This window comes from Thioalkalivibrio sp. (assembly GCF_041690275.1).
Lineage (GTDB): Bacteria > Pseudomonadota > Gammaproteobacteria > Ectothiorhodospirales > Ectothiorhodospiraceae > Thioalkalivibrio.
On the sequence record NZ_JAWLHP010000009.1, the window covers coordinates 22,986 to 40,521 of the forward strand.

General features: G+C 65.9%; 15 protein-coding genes. 5 read left to right on the top strand and 10 right to left on the bottom strand.

Annotated elements, in window-relative coordinates:
• Positions 1-25: 25 nt before the first annotated feature.
• The 10 genes from ACESMN_RS02805 to ACESMN_RS02850 all read right to left on the bottom strand — a co-directional run bounded on the left by ACESMN_RS02805 (position 26) and on the right by ACESMN_RS02850 (position 11,401).
• Positions 26-2,047, bottom strand: a complete 2,022-nt coding sequence (locus ACESMN_RS02805; protein ID WP_373052064.1) for a heavy metal translocating P-type ATPase — start codon at positions 2,045-2,047, stop codon at positions 26-28.
• A gap of 275 nt (positions 2,048-2,322) precedes the next feature.
• Complete coding sequence (egtB, locus tag ACESMN_RS02810; protein ID WP_373052065.1) at positions 2,323-3,594, bottom strand: ergothioneine biosynthesis protein EgtB; 1,272 nt, start codon at positions 3,592-3,594, stop codon at positions 2,323-2,325.
• A 501-nt stretch (positions 3,595-4,095) separates the two neighbouring features.
• Entirely contained in the window at positions 4,096-4,257 is a 162-nt protein-coding gene (locus ACESMN_RS02815; protein ID WP_373052066.1) for a hypothetical protein, read from the bottom strand.
• A gap of 84 nt (positions 4,258-4,341) precedes the next feature.
• Positions 4,342-4,854, bottom strand: coding sequence for a peptidylprolyl isomerase (locus tag ACESMN_RS02820; RefSeq protein WP_373052067.1), 513 nt, complete (start codon positions 4,852-4,854; stop codon positions 4,342-4,344).
• 14 nt (positions 4,855-4,868) lie between these two features.
• Positions 4,869-5,261 (bottom strand): hypothetical protein, encoded by a 393-nt coding sequence (locus ACESMN_RS02825; protein WP_373052068.1) that lies wholly within the window; start codon positions 5,259-5,261, stop codon positions 4,869-4,871.
• A 116-nt stretch (positions 5,262-5,377) separates the two neighbouring features.
• Complete coding sequence (gene aprA, locus ACESMN_RS02830; protein WP_373052069.1) at positions 5,378-7,246, bottom strand: adenylyl-sulfate reductase subunit alpha; 1,869 nt, start codon at positions 7,244-7,246, stop codon at positions 5,378-5,380.
• Positions 7,246-7,725 carry an adenylyl-sulfate reductase subunit beta gene (gene aprB / locus ACESMN_RS02835; RefSeq protein ID WP_373052070.1) on the bottom strand — a complete coding sequence of 160 codons (480 nt, stop codon included), beginning with the start codon at positions 7,723-7,725 and terminating at the stop codon, positions 7,246-7,248. The genes aprA and aprB overlap by 1 nt, the downstream gene beginning before the upstream one ends.
• A gap of 51 nt (positions 7,726-7,776) precedes the next feature.
• Positions 7,777-8,559, bottom strand: a complete 783-nt coding sequence (locus ACESMN_RS02840; RefSeq protein ID WP_373052097.1) for an adenylyl-sulfate reductase — start codon at positions 8,557-8,559, stop codon at positions 7,777-7,779.
• 833 nt (positions 8,560-9,392) lie between these two features.
• Positions 9,393-10,940, bottom strand: coding sequence for a BCCT family transporter (locus ACESMN_RS02845; RefSeq protein ID WP_373052071.1), 1,548 nt, complete (start codon positions 10,938-10,940; stop codon positions 9,393-9,395).
• 41 nt (positions 10,941-10,981) lie between these two features.
• On the bottom strand, positions 10,982-11,401 hold the full coding sequence (locus tag ACESMN_RS02850) for a YbhB/YbcL family Raf kinase inhibitor-like protein (RefSeq protein ID WP_373052098.1): 420 nt from the start codon (positions 11,399-11,401) through the stop codon (positions 10,982-10,984).
• A 317-nt stretch (positions 11,402-11,718) separates the two neighbouring features.
• Between ACESMN_RS02850 and ACESMN_RS02855 the strand changes: the two genes are divergently transcribed.
• The 5 genes from ACESMN_RS02855 to ACESMN_RS02875 all read left to right on the top strand — a co-directional run bounded on the left by ACESMN_RS02855 (position 11,719) and on the right by ACESMN_RS02875 (position 17,530).
• Positions 11,719-13,269 carry a hypothetical protein gene (locus ACESMN_RS02855; protein ID WP_373052072.1) on the top strand — a complete coding sequence of 517 codons (1,551 nt, stop codon included), beginning with the start codon at positions 11,719-11,721 and terminating at the stop codon, positions 13,267-13,269.
• 120 nt (positions 13,270-13,389) lie between these two features.
• Positions 13,390-14,481 carry a calcium/sodium antiporter gene (locus ACESMN_RS02860; protein WP_373052073.1) on the top strand — a complete coding sequence of 364 codons (1,092 nt, stop codon included), beginning with the start codon at positions 13,390-13,392 and terminating at the stop codon, positions 14,479-14,481.
• A 212-nt stretch (positions 14,482-14,693) separates the two neighbouring features.
• Positions 14,694-15,500 (top strand): motility protein A, encoded by an 807-nt coding sequence (locus ACESMN_RS02865; RefSeq protein WP_373052074.1) that lies wholly within the window; start codon positions 14,694-14,696, stop codon positions 15,498-15,500.
• Positions 15,497-16,531: an OmpA family protein gene (locus tag ACESMN_RS02870; RefSeq protein WP_373052075.1), complete on the top strand. Its 1,035-nt coding sequence runs from the start codon at positions 15,497-15,499 to the stop codon at positions 16,529-16,531. Before ACESMN_RS02865 ends, ACESMN_RS02870 begins: the two co-directional genes overlap by 4 nt.
• Positions 16,532-16,753: 222 nt before the next feature.
• Positions 16,754-17,530: a DUF4197 domain-containing protein gene (locus ACESMN_RS02875; RefSeq protein ID WP_373052076.1), complete on the top strand. Its 777-nt coding sequence runs from the start codon at positions 16,754-16,756 to the stop codon at positions 17,528-17,530.
• Positions 17,531-17,536 lie beyond the last annotated feature (6 nt).

Sequence of the window (17,536 nt, forward strand, 5' to 3'; positions counted from 1 at the left end):
GGGCGCTGCGCTCAGCCACTGCCGGCTATATCGTCACCCGGCGCATGAGTTGCGCGTTGATGGCCACCACCACCGTGCTGGCGGTCATGAACAGGGCACCGACCGCCGGTGACAGGATGATGCCCCACGGGGCCAGCACGCCCGCCGCCGCGGGCAGCGCGAGGACATTGTATCCGGCGGCCAGCCAGAGGTTCTGCACCATCTTGCGACGGTTCAGGCGACTCAGGCGCAATACCCGCACCACGTCCAGCGGGCGGCTGTTCACCAGGATCAGGCCCGCCGACTGCACGGCCACGTCGGTGCCGCTGCCGATGGCGATCCCGACCTCGGCGCGGCTCAGGGCCGGTGCGTCGTTGATGCCGTCGCCGACCATCGCCACCCGGCGGCCCTGGTCCTGCAGTTCCCGGATGCGATCGTCCTTGTTTTCGGGCAGGACCCCGGCGAACCATTCGTCGATCCCCAGTTCCTCGGCCACCGCGCGGGCCACGGCCTCGCTGTCGCCGGTCATCATCACCACGTGCATCCCCTGCTCCCGCAGCAGGCGCACCGCCTCGCGACTGTCCTCGCGGGGACGGTCGGCCAGCGCGAAGCCGGCCATCACGCGTCCGTCCCCGACCAGCCACACGACCGTGTGTCCCTTACCGCCGTGTTCCTCGGCAAAGTCCTCCAGGTCTTCATCCGGCGCGAGGTCGAGGGCATCGAGCATGTTCGGTCCGCCGATGCGCCAGTCCCGGTCCTCCACCCGTGCCTGCACGCCGCGGCCGCGCGACGCCTCGAAATCTTGGGCCTCCGGCACCTCGAGGTCCTGATCCTCGGCGGCCTCGCGCAGGGCGCGGGCGATCATGTGTTCGGAATCGGCCTCGACCGCCGCGGCGACGGCCAGCGCCCGGTCGCGGTCCATGCCCTCCCCCGCCTCCGCGGCCACTGCCACCTCGACCAGGGACTGCTCGCCTTCGGTCAGCGTGCCGGTCTTGTCGAAGACGACCGTATCCAGGGTCCGGGCCCTCTCCAGCGCCATGCGGTCGCGCACCAGGATGCCGCCGCGCGCGCCCATCGCCGTGGTGTTGGCCAGCACCAGCGGCACCGCCAGGCCCAGGGCATGCGGGCAGGCGATGACCAGCACCGTCGCCACGCGCCGCAGGATCGAGATGTCCCAGCCCAGGACCAGCCACCATGCCGCTGCCGCGAGCACGGCTACGCCCAGGGCGATGTAGAACAGCGCGCCGGCCGCGCGGTCCGCCAGCATCTGGCCACGTGACTTGCCCTTCTGGGCCTCCTCGACCAGACGCATGATCCCGGCCAGGGCGGTCTCCTCGCCGACCGCGGTGACCTCCACCCGCAGGCTGCCTTCACCGTTCACGGTGCCGCCGACGACCTCGTCGCCGCTCTTCTTCGCAACGGGCTTGGATTCGCCGGTGATCATCGCCTCGTCGACGTCGGACTCGCCCTTGTGCACGGTACCGTCCACCGGCACGCGCGCACCGGGACGCACCAGGACCATGTCCCCCTCCGAGAGATCGGTGACCGGGACCTCCTCGGTGCCGCCGTCTTCGTTCAGGCGGTCGGCGGTATCGGGCAACAGCTGGGCCAGCTCGTCCAGTGCGCCCGACGCCTGGCGCACGCTGCGCATCTCGATCCAGTGGCCCAGGAGCATCACGTCGATCAGCGTCACCAGTTCCCAGAAGAACGGTTCGCCATCGAGCACGAAAACGGTCGCCATGCTGAACACGAAGGCCACAGTGATGGCCAGCGAGATCAACGACATCATGCCGGGCCGGCGGGCGCGCAGTTCGTCACTCGCCATGCTCAGAAACGGCAGGCCGCCGACCACGAACACGATGGTCGAGAACACCGGCCCGACCATCGCGTCGCCGGGGAATGCCGGCACGGTGAAGCCCAGCCAGCGCTGCAGGGTCGCGCTGGTCAGCAGGACGGGAAGGGACAGCGCCAGGCAGATCCAGAATCGCCGGCGAAACATCTGTTCATGATCGGAATGATCATGCCCGGACTGGTCCTGATGGCGTTCGTCGGCATCGGCGCTGGACATCGCGGTATCCCTCAGGCTGTCACATCGTCCTGCAACGCGGAGCGCCCGTATGGGCTCCGGCGCGTCTTGCCCTCCTGCTCGCGCCGGAACCGCGGCGCGGATCAATCAGTGTTTGCGTGTCGCCCGCGTGCCCGGGCGGTGTTGCCCTTGGAAGCCCCTTTTTCACGGCAAAAAGGGGGCTCCAAGGCCCTTCTCAAGGGTGTAAACGCCACGGTTTTCCTTCACTATCAATCATTTGCCTTGGTCCGACCCCGCACGAAGGGCGGCGCGCTGCATCAGCGGATATCGCGGGCCAGGCGAAAGCCGAGCATCTGCCAGCGCTGCTGGGGATAGAAGAAGCTGCGGTAGCTGGCCCGGATGTGATCCGTCGAGGTCAGGCAGGAACCTCCGCGCACGGTCATCTGGTTGCACATGAACTTGCCATTGTACTCCCCCAGCGACCCCGCGAGCGGCTCGAAGCCGGGGTATGGCATGTACGGCGACGCGGTCCACTCCCATACGTCGCCGAACAGCTGCGCGAGACCGGCATCCGCATTTCTCGCCGGTGCCGGGTGCAGCCAGCCCGTCTCAAGCAGGTTGCCCGCGACCGGGTGGCGCGCCGCGGCCGCCTCCCACTCGCCCTCCTCCGGCAGCCTTGCACCGGCCCACCGGGCAAACGCGTCCGCCTCGTAGAAGGACACGTGGCAGACGGGCGCGTCCGGTTGCACCGGCCTCCAGCCACCCAGTGTGAACTCCTCTGCCCCATCCTGCGACCAGTACAGCGGGCGGTCCCAGCCCTCTGCCTGCAGCTGCGCCCAGCCGTCGGCCAGCCACAGGGCGGGGTCCCGATAGCCCCCGTCTGCGATGAATTCCCGGTACTCGGCATTGGTCACCAGACGGTTCGCCAGCGCGTGTGGCCGCAGCCGGACCGCGTGCCGGGGGGTCTCGTTGTCGAAGGCGAAGCCCTGCCCGTCCGCCCCGATCCGGGTCTCGCGCCCTGCCTGCTCCACGAACGCCAGCGGCGCAACCGGCCTGGCGGGCGGCGTTGCCAGCCCGTCGTCGTAGGCGGGCCCGAGCGGGTTCGTCCACAGCACGTGCTTGATATCGGTCAACAGCAGCTCCTGGTGCTGCTGCTCGTGATTCAGCCCGAGCGTTACAAGAAACGCGAGGTCGGAATCCTCGCCGAACTCCCACAGCAGCCGCTGCATTCCCTCGTCGACGTGGGCACGGAAGTCGAGAATCTCGGCGACAGTGGGCCGGGACAGCAGACCCCGCTGCGGCCGCGCGTACATGTCGCCCACGGTGTAGTAATAGGAGTTGAAGAGGTAGTGCCACCGCTCGTCGAACGCGCGGTAACCCGGCAGTTTCGGGCCGAGCACGAAACGCTCGAAGAACCACGTCACATGCGCGAGGTGCCATTTCGTCGGGCTCACGTCCGGCATGGTCTGAACCACCTGGTCTTCCGGCGCCAGGCGGGCGGCAAGGTGTTGGGACAGTCCGCGGACCCGGAGGTAGGCGTTCAGCAGCCCCTGCTCCGAACCACGGGTGGCGGCGAGATTCGTTGCCATCGAAGTCGCTCCTGGAAATTGCGCGTGGTTGTTGGGCCCCTGCACTACCTGGCCGGTCGGCCTGCACGTCGATAGGGGCCAGGCACCGGCGACACGGGTGACGGTCGCCCGGGAAGGCCGTCGTAAACGCCTCGAAATCCGCGATGAAGCCGATCAGTCGGGACTGGCATGCCCCTGCGCCACCCCGAGGCCTGAAACATCCCGATCTCCCGCGAGCGGACGGTGTGGGGGCAGGCGCACCGCGGTTCTCGCGTTCAAACCGTCCCCTTGCCTATCCAGCTTAACGGGGTGTTGGCCGCTATTGAACCGTCTCGGGAATTCGCGCATCGGGGCATTCGATGCGATGATCCTGGGTGCCTCACGACCGGTACAGACGTGAGCATGGATAGCAGACCCGGTGGAGGGCCTGGAAAGAAAGGATTGGAGAGGACCGCCAGAGTCCAGCCCTCTCCGCAATACACACCGGCCGCGACATCGGACAACGCCGCGCGGCCGAAGTGGTTACGGCTGCTTCGGCTTCTTGTACTCCGCCTCTTTCTGGAAGGATTCCCAGATGGTGTCGTAGCCGACGTAGCCCTTTTCGTTCGCCGACATCTGCCGGGTTTTCAGGTAGCGCGCTTTACCCTCGGGTACCGCAGGCCTCGATTTCTTCGGTTCGCTCATCATTCACCTCGTCTCACATGATAACAGGGGATGCCGACGCCAGCGTCCGCTCCCCAACCCATAGACAGACCGGACCCCACGACCTCAGATAGGCACGACCCGGCCGCTGTTGATGTCCGGTCCCGCCTCCGGCTTACCGCCGTGCTCGATCTCCTCCTCGGTGGCATCACGAACCGTCCGGATGTCGAGCTTGAAGATGACCTCCCTGCCACACAGCGGATTGTTGCCGTCGATCGTCACGGTCTTCTCGTCGACCCGGGTGACCAGGAAATTCTTCGTCTCGCCCCGGTCGTTCTCCATCAGGATCGCGGTACCGACCTCCCGGTATTCCTCCGGAACATTCTCGATCCGATCCGTAATCACCAGCGTCTCGTCGCGCGGTCCGTAGATCGCGTTGCAGTCGATCGGGACGTCGATGGTGTCCCCTTCGGACCGGCCCGCCAGTTCCGACATCACGCTTGGCGACAGGATCTCGTTGACGCCGTGAACATAGCCCAGCGGATACTCGACCGCAGTCAGGACCTCGCCCGACTTCCTGTCCACGACCTGATATGTCAGTTCGACATACTTGTTTTCCTGGATCACATCGTTCGTCATTGCCCGCACCGTCATCAGAAAATGGACGCGCCAAAGATTCGAGGCTCTCCCTCTTCATAGCCGAGGACCATCCGCCCCAGCCATTCACCCTCCCGCTTGGTGCTGCGGACCCGGTAGAGCACGGTGACGTGTTCACCCCGGCGAATCAGACCGAGGAAATCCCAGTCTTCGCTGAGGCTGCGGGTCAGCTCGCTCTTGGCGAACTGATTGCCCACCTCGACCTCGTTGAGCCCGAATACGAGATTGAAGGAGAACTTGCGGGTGAATCGACCATAATCACCCTCGTTCGACGCCTTGATGAGATCGTCCCACATGGGATGGGCGATCGCCGTGATCTCCTCGTCAGAGTGTTCCGTGATGTTCTTGACCGTTCCCGTGCTTTCGGGAGCGTCAGCTGCGCTAGTCATATCCAATTTCCCGGACTTGGCGAATGAAGAAACGGACCACCGCCGGTGCCCGTTGGTCTGCCCTGGCTCAAAAAAACGACGGCGAGGCCTCGGAGAGGCCCCGCCGCAGGCGCCCGTCACTCGGCGGCGTCAACCAGATGGTAGCAGGGTGCCTTTTCCATGGTGTACTCGCCCGTCTCGGGGTCGCGTCGCGACACGGTGAGAACATGCCAGTTCTCGTCGTCGAGCTTCATCGCGTCACCGCGGTAGTAGTACCCCGGCCAGCGCGTCTCCTTGCGGAAGAGGGTGTGATGGAACACGGCCTCGGATGTCAGCACCCGGTGCTTGAGTTCCCACGCCCGCAGCAGCTCGTGGATGTCCGCAGCACCCAGCTTTTCGAGGTCCTCCGACAGGATCCTCATCTTCTTCATGCCGATGTTCAGCAGCTTCTCGTTGGTCATGTAACTGACCGTCACGCCGCCACAGTACTCGTCCATCAGCTTCTGCAGACGGTCGAGGCCCTGCCTCGGGTTGAGCATGCTGGGATTCACCGTTCCGGCGACCACCTCGTTGCTGTAGATCTTGTAGTGCTCCATCGGCTTGTAGATCTCGGCCTTGCGGCCTTCGATCTGCTCGTCGGAGACACGGATCCCCTGGGCCTTGCCGTCGTCGATGTATTGGCAGGCCGCCTTGGCTGCCAGCCGTCCCTCCGTAAAGGAACCGGAGGAGAACGCGTGCGGGGTACCACCGACGGCATCACCGGCGCCGAACAGGCCTTCCACGGTCGTCATGCGGTTGTAGCCCCAGAAGTACTCGTCCGGCGAGACGTCTTCCGGACCGGAACACCACGCACCGCAACCGGTGGCGTGCGAGCCCATCACGTAGGGTTCGGAAGTGGTCAGCTCGGGGTTCTCGTTCTTCGGGTCCACGTCGGTGGCGGCCCAGAGCACGGCCTGACCCACGGTCATCCCGAGGAAGTTTTCCCAGCCCACTTCTTCAAGGTGCGGGTCCTGGAAGGCCTCCATCGTGACCATGTGGATCGGACCACGGCCGGCGTTCACCTCGTTGATGAAGGCGTGGTTGCGCAGGCAGGTCGGAATCGGCCGGTGCGTCCGGTGCGAGGCCTCGACGTCCAGATATTCCTTACCGACCATCTTCTGCAGCTCGGGGAACCACTTGGATTCGTACTCTTCTCCCAGACCGTTCTGCGTGTAGGTCTTGAGGTGCAGGAAGTACGCACCCACCGGACCGTAGCCGTCCTTGAAGCGGGCCAGCACGATGCGGTTTTCCATCTGCGTCATCTTCGCGCCGGCCTGGATCAGCAGACCGTAGGCGGAGCCGGAGGACCAGGGCGCGTACCACACACGACCGGCACCCTCGCCGACCGAGCGCGGCTTGAAGATCATGGACGCGCCGCCGGCGGCCACGACGACCGTCTTCGACTTGAAGACGTGGTAGTTCCCGGTCCGCACGTTGAAGCCCACGGCACCGGCGACCCGGTTCTCCTTGGACTCGTCCATCAGGAGGTGCGTGACGCAGATCCGGTTGAAGATCTTGTCGGCGGACTTCTTCGCCGCCTCGGCCACGATCGGCTTGTAGGACTCGCCGTGGATCATGATCTGCCAACGCCCTTCACGCTGGTACGCGCCCGTCTTCGGATCGCGCATCAGGGGCAGGCCCCACTCCTCGAACTGGTGCACCGCGGAGTCGACGTGGCGCGCCATGTCGAACAGCAGGTCCTCGCGCACCATGCCCATCAGGTCGATGCGGGCGTAGCGGACGTGGTCCTCCGGGTTGTTCTCGCCCCAGCGGGTGCCCATGTAGCAGTTGATCGCGTAGAGGCCCTGGGCCACGGCGCCGGAGCGGTCGATGTTCGCCTTTTCGGCGATCACGATGTTCTTGTCCTGACCCCAGTACCGGGCCTCAAAGGCGGCGCCTGTGCCGCCCAATCCAGCGCCAACGACGAGGATGTCGATATTGTCTTCGACGACAGTCTGGTATCCCATCAGTAGTACACCCCTTCTTTCAGCTTGAGACCGGCGCTTTCCAGCGTGTGCAGCCCACCCTCATCCATGCGGATGTACTTGGGCTCGTTGAACAGCAGCTGGCTGGCCCGCATGTCCTTGTCCGGACCGGACACATCCGAGAGCTTGGGGATGTGCTTGCCCCAGGGCTTGGTGGTGATCGGCGAGAGGAAGTCCTTTTCCCGGCCGTCCCGGAACTTGACCTTCCAGGCGATGGTTCCGCGTTCCTCGTCCCGCTTCACGCGGACGCTGTGACCCAGCGGTGCGAAGTCTGCATACCCGCGCACGTCGATCGCGTCGTGGGGGCAGGCCTTCACGCAGGAGTAGCACTCCCAGCACATGTTGGGTTCGATGTTATAGGCACGACGCATGGTCGGGTCGATATGCATGATGTCTGAAGGGCAGATATCCACGCAGTATCCACAGCCATCGCAACGGGTCATGTATACGAAAGTTGGCATGACAATCCTCGATCAATACTGGTGTTCAGGTGAGAGACTCGATTGCGAGTCTCAGTAGTGGTGCGGCGCTTCGCGCTGAATGCCCAGGCCCATATCCATTGGCGCGTCCCGCAGCAGTTCCATCGAGTGCCGCTTCTGCTGTTCGGGATCGTCGCGGGTGATGGTGGGCATGTTTTCCGCCGATCCGTCAGCCCGGGTCAGGCGCTTCTGATAGGCCGCGGCGGGCTTGAAGAACATGTGGGCGAACTTGGACCAGTACACGCTCCCGAACAGGATGGTGGTGGCAGCAATGAACAGGACAAAGAACAGCCAGCTTATGGCGCCAGCACCCTGGGTCAGCGACCACAGCAGGCCGAAGGTCGCCATCCCGAGCAGGGACAGGATGAACAGGTCCGCACGCCCGACCTTGTACCAGGGCTTGCCCTCGGAGGTGAGGTCGACCCGGATGCCGAACCAGAACCAGTAGCCGCCGACGGCGAGCATCAGCGCTCCAAGGTGCCACAGGAGAGGCAGGATGGCGGGAGCCGGTTCGGCCGCAGTGACGTAACCGAAGATCAGGATCGCCGAGGTGACCACGAAGAGGATGAATCCGTACATCGTGAGCAGGTGGGCCATCTGGCGCTTCGGGTTTGCGAATTCGCCCGACGTCAGGACCTCCTTGCCCAGCGTCTTCGCCGCGAGCGCGACCTTCTGGGAACCGCTCACGCTGCGCTTCGCGTTCTTCTTCGCGCGCTTCGAATTTTCAAAGAAGTACGCAGCGTTTTTCTTGTGAATCATGTCCATGATGGTGCCACCTGCCACCAGGATGACCATCAGCACGACGTAGGCCTGCATGACGGCCGGTGGAATGACCGCGGCAAGCTCGGCAAAGGGGTTACTTGTGATCACGGGGTTCAGCCTCCTTCTTGTTATCCGGGAAATCGCTCGAGTCTGTTCGATTCCAATTTCCAATTCAAATCAAAGTTACTTGGTTTTCCATAAGCCCAGTTAATGATGACTGGTCTGGCGCAGGCGTTGCGGAGGCAACCGGTTGGAGAAGAGACCCGTAAGGCATGGTCCCGGTTCCGATATCGATCCGAGCAGGGGTGCCGGGGTGCCATGGATCGGGTTCGCGAAAGAGGCGGATGGACCGGTTGCAGCCGGAGCATACACCACCTGTCTCCTGGCGACCGGCTCTACCAGCACCGCCGGCCTTGGTGTCCCAGGGAGCGCTGCACCGTGGAACGGGGTTTATTAGCATATTCCCATAAATCATAAACTGTGCTGATCGCATCGATCCGGACCGTGACTCTTGGCCTGCCCACCATTCTTCACCGCGAACTGGCCGCGTCAAGAACCGCCACAAGGCAAGGCCTTGCGGGGTCGGACCAAGCCAACCCTCTGATTCGCCTTGCGGGGTCGGACCAAGCCAACCCTCTGATTCCCCGAGATAACGCGTCTGATTTCGGCCCGTTTTCCCCCTTGGAGGCCCGTTTTTCGCCCCAGAAAGGGCGCTTCAGGGAGCGGGCAGTGTCTCGGCGCGGAGTCACGGCCACCACGCACGCCAGACACTGGATGCCCTCAGCCTCGATTCCGGGCACGGAAATGCGCCTCCAAGGCCATTTTTGGGGCCTAATATGGGCTTTTTATAAGATATATCAGAGACTTGCCTTGGTCCGACCCCCGGGTCAGTGCCAGGGGGGTTCGACGCCTTCTACGCGGTACTCGCGACGCAGGGCGCGCAGCAGGCTGTAGCAGCAGAAGGCGAGGATGATCGCGACCGGCAGGCCGCCGGTCAGTGAGGCGGTCTGGAGGCTGTCCAGCGCGCGTTCGCCGCCGACGATCAGCAGCGTGGCCGCCACAGCGCCCTCGGTGATCCCCCAGATCACGCGCTGGCGCCTCGGCGAGTGGATCGCGCCGCGCGAGACCAGGGCATCCACCACATAGGTGCCGGAGGCCGACGAGGTGATGAAGTAGGTCGCGATCAGCAGGGTCGCGATCGCGGAGGTAAAGGTCGACCACGGCAGGTGCTCGAGGGTCGCGTACAGTGCGACAGTCCGGTCCTCGGCGACCGCGGAAGCGATGCCGGCGCCCTCCTCGAACAGTTCCAGGTACAGCGCGGTACCCCCGAAGATCGTCAGCCAGGAGAAGACGAACAGGGTGGGCACCCCCAGCACGCCGACGATGAACTCCCGGATGGTCCGCCCGCGCGAGATGCGGGCAATGAAGATGCCCACGAACGGCGACCAGGCGATCCACCATGCCCAGTAGAACATGGTCCAGTCCTTCTGCCACTGGGAACCACCGATCGCGTCCGTATGCAGGCTCAGATTGATCAGCTGCTGCAGGTAGCTGCCGGTGGAGTCGAGCAGGAAGCGCACGAGGAACAGCGTCGGACCGGCCAGCAGCACGAAGAGCATGAAGGCCACCGCGAGCGAGAGATTGAAGACGCTCACCCACTTCAGGCCGCGGTCCAGACCGGAGATCACCGAGAACACGGCGACCGCGGTGATTGCCGCGATGATGCCCACCTGAAACCACTGCGATACCGGCAATCCCACCAGCAGGTTGAGTCCGGTGTTCAGCTGCATCGCGCCGAAGCCGAGCGAGGTGGCCAGCCCGAACAGGGTGCCAAAGATCGCGAGCACGTCGATCGCGTGTCCGATCGGCCCGTAGATCCGGTCACCGAGGAGCGGGTAGAAGATCGAGCGGATGGTCAGTGGCAGGCTGTGCCGGAAGCTGAAGTAGGCCACCGACAGCCCAAGCACCACGTACACCGCCCAGGCATGCAGTCCCCAGTGAAAGAAGGTGTACACCATCGCCTGCCTGGCGGCGCCGGTGGTCTCGCCATCGATGTACGGCGGTTGCTGGTAGTGCATGATGGGCTCGGCCACGCTCCAGAAGACCAGACCGATGCCCATGCCGGCGCTGAACAGCATCGCGAACCAGGCGCCGTAGCCGAAGATCGGGCGGTCGTCGGGCTGCCCCAGGCAGATGGACCCGTAGCGGCTGAACCCCAGCCAGACCAGGAAGGCGAGGAAGACCGTCACCAGGAGCAGATACCCCCAGCCGAGGTACTCGGTGACGAAGTCCTGGATCGACTCGAACACCTGGCTGGCCAGTGCCGGAGCGACCACACCGAAGCCGACGAACAGCACCACCATGATCGCCGAGGCCGTGAACACGGTGGGGTTCACGGAGGCGAAGAAGGCCTTGGGGCGGTAGTTCATCGGCATCGGTCGTCCTCTTCGCTGGCGTGTCGACCACCCTGCGCCGGTCAGCGGTCTTCCGGGCGCGGTGGCCGTTCCATCTCGCCGATGAGTTCGGCCTCCTCCAGCACGTGCCCCTCGACCGCCGCGTCGAATTGACTGCGCGTGGCGCCGGACTCCAGGTCGAGTTCGACATCGAGGGCCAGCAGGCGGAAGCGGTAGCGATGCACGCCCTCCGGCGGCACGGGACCCAGATACCCGATCTTGCCGAAGGAGTCCATCCCGACACAGGCCTCCTCGCGCAGGTTGAGGGCATCCATCCGGGACCTGTTCGGCGGCACGTTCCAGACCAGCCAGTGGGTCATCTCGCCGAGCGGCGAGTCGAGGTCTTCCAGGATCAGTGCCAGGCTGCGTGCGGCCGCGGGTACATCATGGATCTCCAGCTCGGGCAACCGGTTCTCGTTTGGCGCGGACGCGCTCCAGGGTATTCGACCGCCCGTCTCGAAGGTGGGGCTGCTCAAGTGCATGAATCCTCTCCGGATCAGATCGTGCCCAGTGTTCGCGATGTCAGAAAGCGGAACATAGCGGGGATCCCGGAGCAAGGGCCGGCGCACGGATTGGCTCCCCGATGGGGCTCCCCTCCCCCGGGGACCGAGGGCGCTGAGCGCTGACCAATCCAGCGCCGGCCGCGTCCCGCGGCGCCCGGCCCGGCCCCGCATCCGGGTCGCTGGCGTCTTCGTGTCCTCCGCGCAGCGTTATGATGATCCGGTCACCGCATCAAGGCCACGACAACCGAAGGCGGGAGATGAGGTTGGGACAGCGCGTGAAGGAAGAGCCGGATCCCGGGGGCGGGCATCGTCGTCGAGCGCGGAACATCGACGCAACGGGCCGCTGCCGTTCGGCCCGGCCGGAAGGCGCTTGTCGGGGGGCGTGGCCGCTGGGGCTGATTGCGGTCGCGGCCCTCGCGCTCGGGGGCTGCAGTACCGTTCCGGAGCATCCGGCCCCGGAGCCGGAGATCTGCCAGGCATTGCTGACCGAACTCGACCACGCGATCAGCACCAGCACCCACTTCGAGCCCGGCCTGCGGCGCATCGACGGCCACCCGCTCCTGCGCACCAACCGCTTTCTCGCGAGCTTCACCTACGACGAGCTCCTTCCGAACGCCCGAACGGCCTGGCTCGGTCACGCATTCGAGCTGGGCCGGGACGCTTATGCCGTGGAATCCACGCGCCTGGACAGGGACACGCGCCAGGCCCTGGCAGACCGTCACGACTTCACGGACCTCGACTCCCGACTTTCGTCGTGTTTCCTGGCGACCTCCCCGCCCGAGGCGCTCGACACCTCGACCTACCGGGTCCCGGACAGCTACAGCTCCGCGGCCAGGATCCTGGGTTTGTATCCGGTCACCGGCCTGGTCGCACGGGGCTTCATCGCGGGCTACCGGCGCGACATGACCGCACGCTACCTGGCCGGGCGCGCAACCCGCTTCGAACGCCGGAGCGAGTACTCCGGACCGCAGGCGGCGGATCCGTCCGCGCTGCTTCCGGTCCGGCTGGATACGGACGCACTGGGTATTCCCCGGCTCTCCGCAGTCGAGCAGGATGCGCTGTTCCGTCGGTTCATGCCGCAGGTGGTCGTCGAGCAGCGCTCCGACGCGGACCGCATCGGAGCGCCTCGTCTGGACGAACAGGGGCGAATCGAGATCGACACCACACGGCCGGTGGTCTTCACCTTCCCCAGTCACACCCGCCTCGGGTCCCGCATCCTGCTCCAGCTCAACTACGCCTTCTGGTTTCCCGAGCGCCCGCCCGAGCACGGCCTGGATCTGTACGCCGGCGACCTGAGCGGCATCCTCTGGCGAGTCACACTGGATCACGAGCTGCGCCCCGTGCTCTACGACAGCATTCACCAGTGCGGCTGCTATCACAAGCTGTTCATCCCGGCGGGCAGCCGCATTGACCTCGAAGGACTGGACGGCGAGCGCCCCCTGACCTTCCCCCTGCCACCCGGTCTATCGGGAGACCGCGGCCTGCGGCTGCGGCTGGAGGCGGGCAGCCACTACATCATCGACGTCGGTGAAGCGACCCCCTCCGCGTCCACCGAGCATTACGCCCTCGAGGACTATGCATCGCAGCTGCAGTTGCCCGCGGGGGATTCCGCCCGGAGCCTGTTCGGCACGACCGGTGTCATACAGCAGTCGCAACGGCCGGAGCGCCTGCTGCTGTGGCCGCTCGGCGTTCCCTCCGCGGGCGCGATGCGTCAGCGGGGACTGCACGCGATCGCCTTCGTGGGGCGCCGGCACTTCGATGATCCAGACCTGCTCGAGGCCCTTGGCTTCACCTTCGAGCCGCGCTGAGGCGGCCGTGCCAGGTCGCGGCCAGGGCCATTCGCGACCGAGGATCGCTGCTCCGAAGGCGAATATCTGCCACCATAACGCCTTCGATGGATCCTGGCGGCATAAGGACGACGCGCGGCGATGTGGGTACACCTTATCTGGTTCGTTCTCGGCCTGACCGTACTGGTGCTGGGCGCCGAGTCCCTGGTGCGCGGAGCCGCGCGGCTGGCGGGATCCGTGGGGGTGTCGCCGCTGGTGATCGGCCTGACCGTGGTCGCGTTCGGGACGTCCACGCCGGAGATGGCGGTGGCCGTGCACGCATCCCTCGCCGGGACTCCCGACATCGCGATCGGCAACGTCATCGGCAGCAACATCGCCAACATCCTGCTGATCCTGGGCATCGCGGCCGTGATCATTCCCCTGGTGGTCAGCGAACAGGTGATCCGCCAGGAGGTCCCGGTGATGATCGCCGCAACGGTGCTGCTGCTCGTTCTGGCGATGGACGGACTCATCAGCCGGATCGATGCCGGCATCCTGTTCACGCTGGTCGTCGTCTATACGGCCTTTCTCATCCTCCAGTCCCGGCGCTCGACGCGAGCGGCCGCCACGGCACCGGAGATGGACCTGCCGCAACCGTCCCGTTGGGATCGGCACTGGGCCGTCCAGGTGCTGCTGATCGTGGTCGGGCTCGCCGCACTGGTCCTCGGTTCGCGCTGGCTGGTCGAGTCTGCGGTGGTATTCGCCCGCTTCTTCGGGATCAGCGACCTGATCGTCGGCCTGACCATCGTTGCGGTGGGCACCTCGCTGCCGGAGATCGCCACCTCCACGCTGGCGGCCTTGCGCGGGCAACGCGATATCGCGGTCGGCAGCGTGGTCGGCAGCAACCTGTTCAACATCCTCGCGGTGCTCGGCGTCACGGGTCTGGTGTCCCCATTCGGCATCCAGGTCGCGGAGGCGGCACGCAACCTCGACCTCTGGGTGATGCTCGCGGTCGCGCTGGCCTGTCTGCCGATCATGTTCACGGGACGCGAGATCTCGCGCTGGGAAGGCACGGTGTTCCTCGGCTATTACGCCGCCTATACCGGCTACCTCGTGCTCGCGGCCCAGCAGCACAGTGTGCTGCCGGCCTTTTCCCTGGTGATGCTGGGTTTCGTGTTGCCGATCACGATCCTCACCATCGTGGTGAGCCTGATCGGTCATCACCGCCGCGCCGGATACGGGCCGCGGCCGTGAACGCCCGCTGCGGGCTGCCCGGCGGACGACGGGGTATTGACGCGAACGGCGAAAGGACCGGCAGCCGGCGGCGATTTTCTGCCGCCGCGCCCAGGCCGCGGCAACGGAGAACCGCCCGATTCCCTGGAAATCCAGGCACCTGACGGCTCGAACGGAGCCTGGCACGCCCCCTGCATGCCGCCCTGTCGAAGTCGTTGTTCGCGGGGATTGGCATGCGCAGGAAACTCTATTTCGGTCTCACGCTGCTGGGCACACTGGCGGTCGCCGCGCTGCTCTGGCTGAGCCTTGGCCTGAGCGGCGTCAACCTGCCCGGCCTGGCGCTGGTGCTCGGCGGCACCTTACTGGCCTCGGTGATCGGTCATTCCCCCGGCCCGGTGCTGAGCCTGCTGCGCCGGATCCCCGTGCTGTTCCGGGAGACGCAGACCTCGACCGCCGTCGACTACAAGCCCTTCCTGCAGATCGCCGAGCGCTACCGCCGCGGCGACGTGCGCGGCGCGGAACAGGCCGCGACCGCGATCCAGGATCCGTTCCTGCGGGGCGGCACGCGCCTCGCCCTCGACCCGCACAATGGCGAGGAACTCGGACGCATGCTGCACTGGCGCATCCGGCAACAGAAGGAGGACGACCATCGCGACATCCGCATCCTGCGCACGATGGCCACCTTCGCGCCGGCCTTCGGCATGCTCGGAACGCTGTTCGGGCTCGTGGCCATGCTCGGGAGCCTCGGCCAGTCCGGCCTTGAACACATCGGCATGGCCATGGGCTTCGCGCTGATGAGTACGCTCTATGGCCTGCTGATCGCCAACCTGGTCTTCCGCCCGCTGGCGCTGAAGCTGGAGGACCGTTCGCGGCAGCAGCTTCTGCACATGAACATGCTGGTGGACGCGATCATGATGCTTTACGAACGCCAGCACCCGGTGCTGATCGGTGAATTCATGGGTGCGGCTCGACCGGAGCCGGAACCCGGGCGCGAGGCGCCGAAGGGACGGTCCATGTCGTTGCAGGGAATGCGCGCATGACGGGACGGGTGCTGCTGGAGCGCCCGGGAGGCTGGCGGGCGCGCAGTCGCCCTGCAGCGCCGGCGGTGGCCGCGCCGGCCTGGAAACGACGGGAGACCGTCGAATTCGAGGAAGCCGAGGCCGATCACGCCTCCGGCGACAGCGGCTGGACCGTCGGGTACCTGGACCTGCTCCTGCTGCTGGTCACGTTGTTCGCAGCCCTCCTGGGCGCCACCTATCTGCAGGTGAACCGGCTGAGCGCCGTGGAACCCCAAGAGATTCAGCCCCTCGCCCGTTTCGACCCTCCCGTTGCGGCGTCAGCCCGGAGCGAGCCGGATCCCGCTGTCACCCCGACGGCGGCCGGTCCGGCTGCCGGCTCCAAGGCGGAATCCGTGGCCGGGTTCGAGCCGGCGGTCTGGCACGCCGCACTGGCACCGATCCTCAGTGAAGAGGTGCCGCCCGCCCGGGCGGAACCCGTATCCGACGGCCGGGCGGACGAAGCGCCGAACGCCCCGGAGCCGGCTGCGTCCACGCCCGGGGAATCCCCGGACCCGCCGACGGTCGGGCAGCAGGGGGCGGAGCCGTCGGTGCCGCCCGCGTTCGAGGCCCTGATGGATCTGGTCGCGGCCCGCGGCGAACGAGAGGACCTGGAACTCCTGCTGGATCGGCACCAGCTTCGCCTGGAGGTCGGCGACGGCATCCTGTTCGATTCCGGTACCGCCGATCTGAACCCCACCGGAGAGGTGCTGATCGAGGACCTGGTGACGGCGCTGCAGGACGAACGGCTGAAGATCTCCCTGGAGGGACACACCGACGACATTCCGATCAGCACGCCGCGGTTTCCGTCGAACTGGGAACTTTCGTCCCTCCGGGCCACTACCGTCGCCCGGGAGCTGATCACACACGGGATCCCGCAGGAGCGCATCCGCGTGACCGGGCATGCCGACACCCGCCCCCGTGCTCCGAACGATTCCGCCGCCAATCGCGCACTGAACCGGCGCGTCAGCCTGGTCCTCGAGATGCGTGACGAACCCCCTTCCGGTTCTCTCTGAGCGCGGTTCGGCCCGACGGCCCCGGTGATTGCGCACTAACCGTCGAGATGGTGCAAAAGATTCCCCGGGACGGCGTGATTCGACCGGTCACGGCGTTGACCGGGGGTATGCTTTGCGTCACTCTCGACCGAGCGCAGGCGTTCCAGGATGAAGAGCCGGAACGATCCGCGCCCTCATGACACTAACTTCGACCGCTGACCAGGCACCGAGAACAACACAGACATGAACATCCCAACCCGCGCCGGCCTCTTCACCGCCCTCCTTGCTCTCACCTTCTCCACCTCTGCGCTCGCCCAGGGCAGCTGGACCGAGCGGCTGAAGGGGACCGTTCCCGACTTCTCCACGGAGCCCGCCGAGCCCGATGCTGCGCCGGATACGGTACCGCTCGATGCCGAACACCAGACACTGGCCGCCGGGCTGAAGGAGGCACTGGTCAAGGGGGCCCAGCGGGCCATCGAGACCGCCGGCGCGTCCGACGGTTTCATGGACAACGCGCAGATCCGGATCCCGATGCCCGGACCGCTTGATACCGCGAGCAGCCTGTTGCGCGGTGTTGGACTGGGCCGGCAGGTCGACGAGTTCGAGGAGAGCATGAACCGCGCCGCGGAGAAGGCGGCACCGCAGGCGGAAGAAATCATGCTGCAGGCGATTCGCGACATGAGCATCGAGGACGCGCGCGGCATCCTGGTCGGACCTGCCGACGGTGCCACGCGCTTCCTGCGCCGTCGCGCCGGCGAACCGATCGCCGAGGCCTTCCGGCCGATCGTCAGCGAGTCGATGCAGGAGACGGATGTGACCCGAGCCTACACCGAGCTCACCGAGCAGGCCGGCAACCGCGTTCCCGGCATTGCGGGGCTCGACGACTTCGACCTGACCGAATACGTGACGAACCAGGCGCTGGACGGCGTGTTCACGTTGCTGGCCGAAGAGGAACGCAGGATCCGCGAAAACCCGGCGGCGCGCACCACCGACCTGCTCAAGGAGGTCTTCGGAAACTGAATCCGG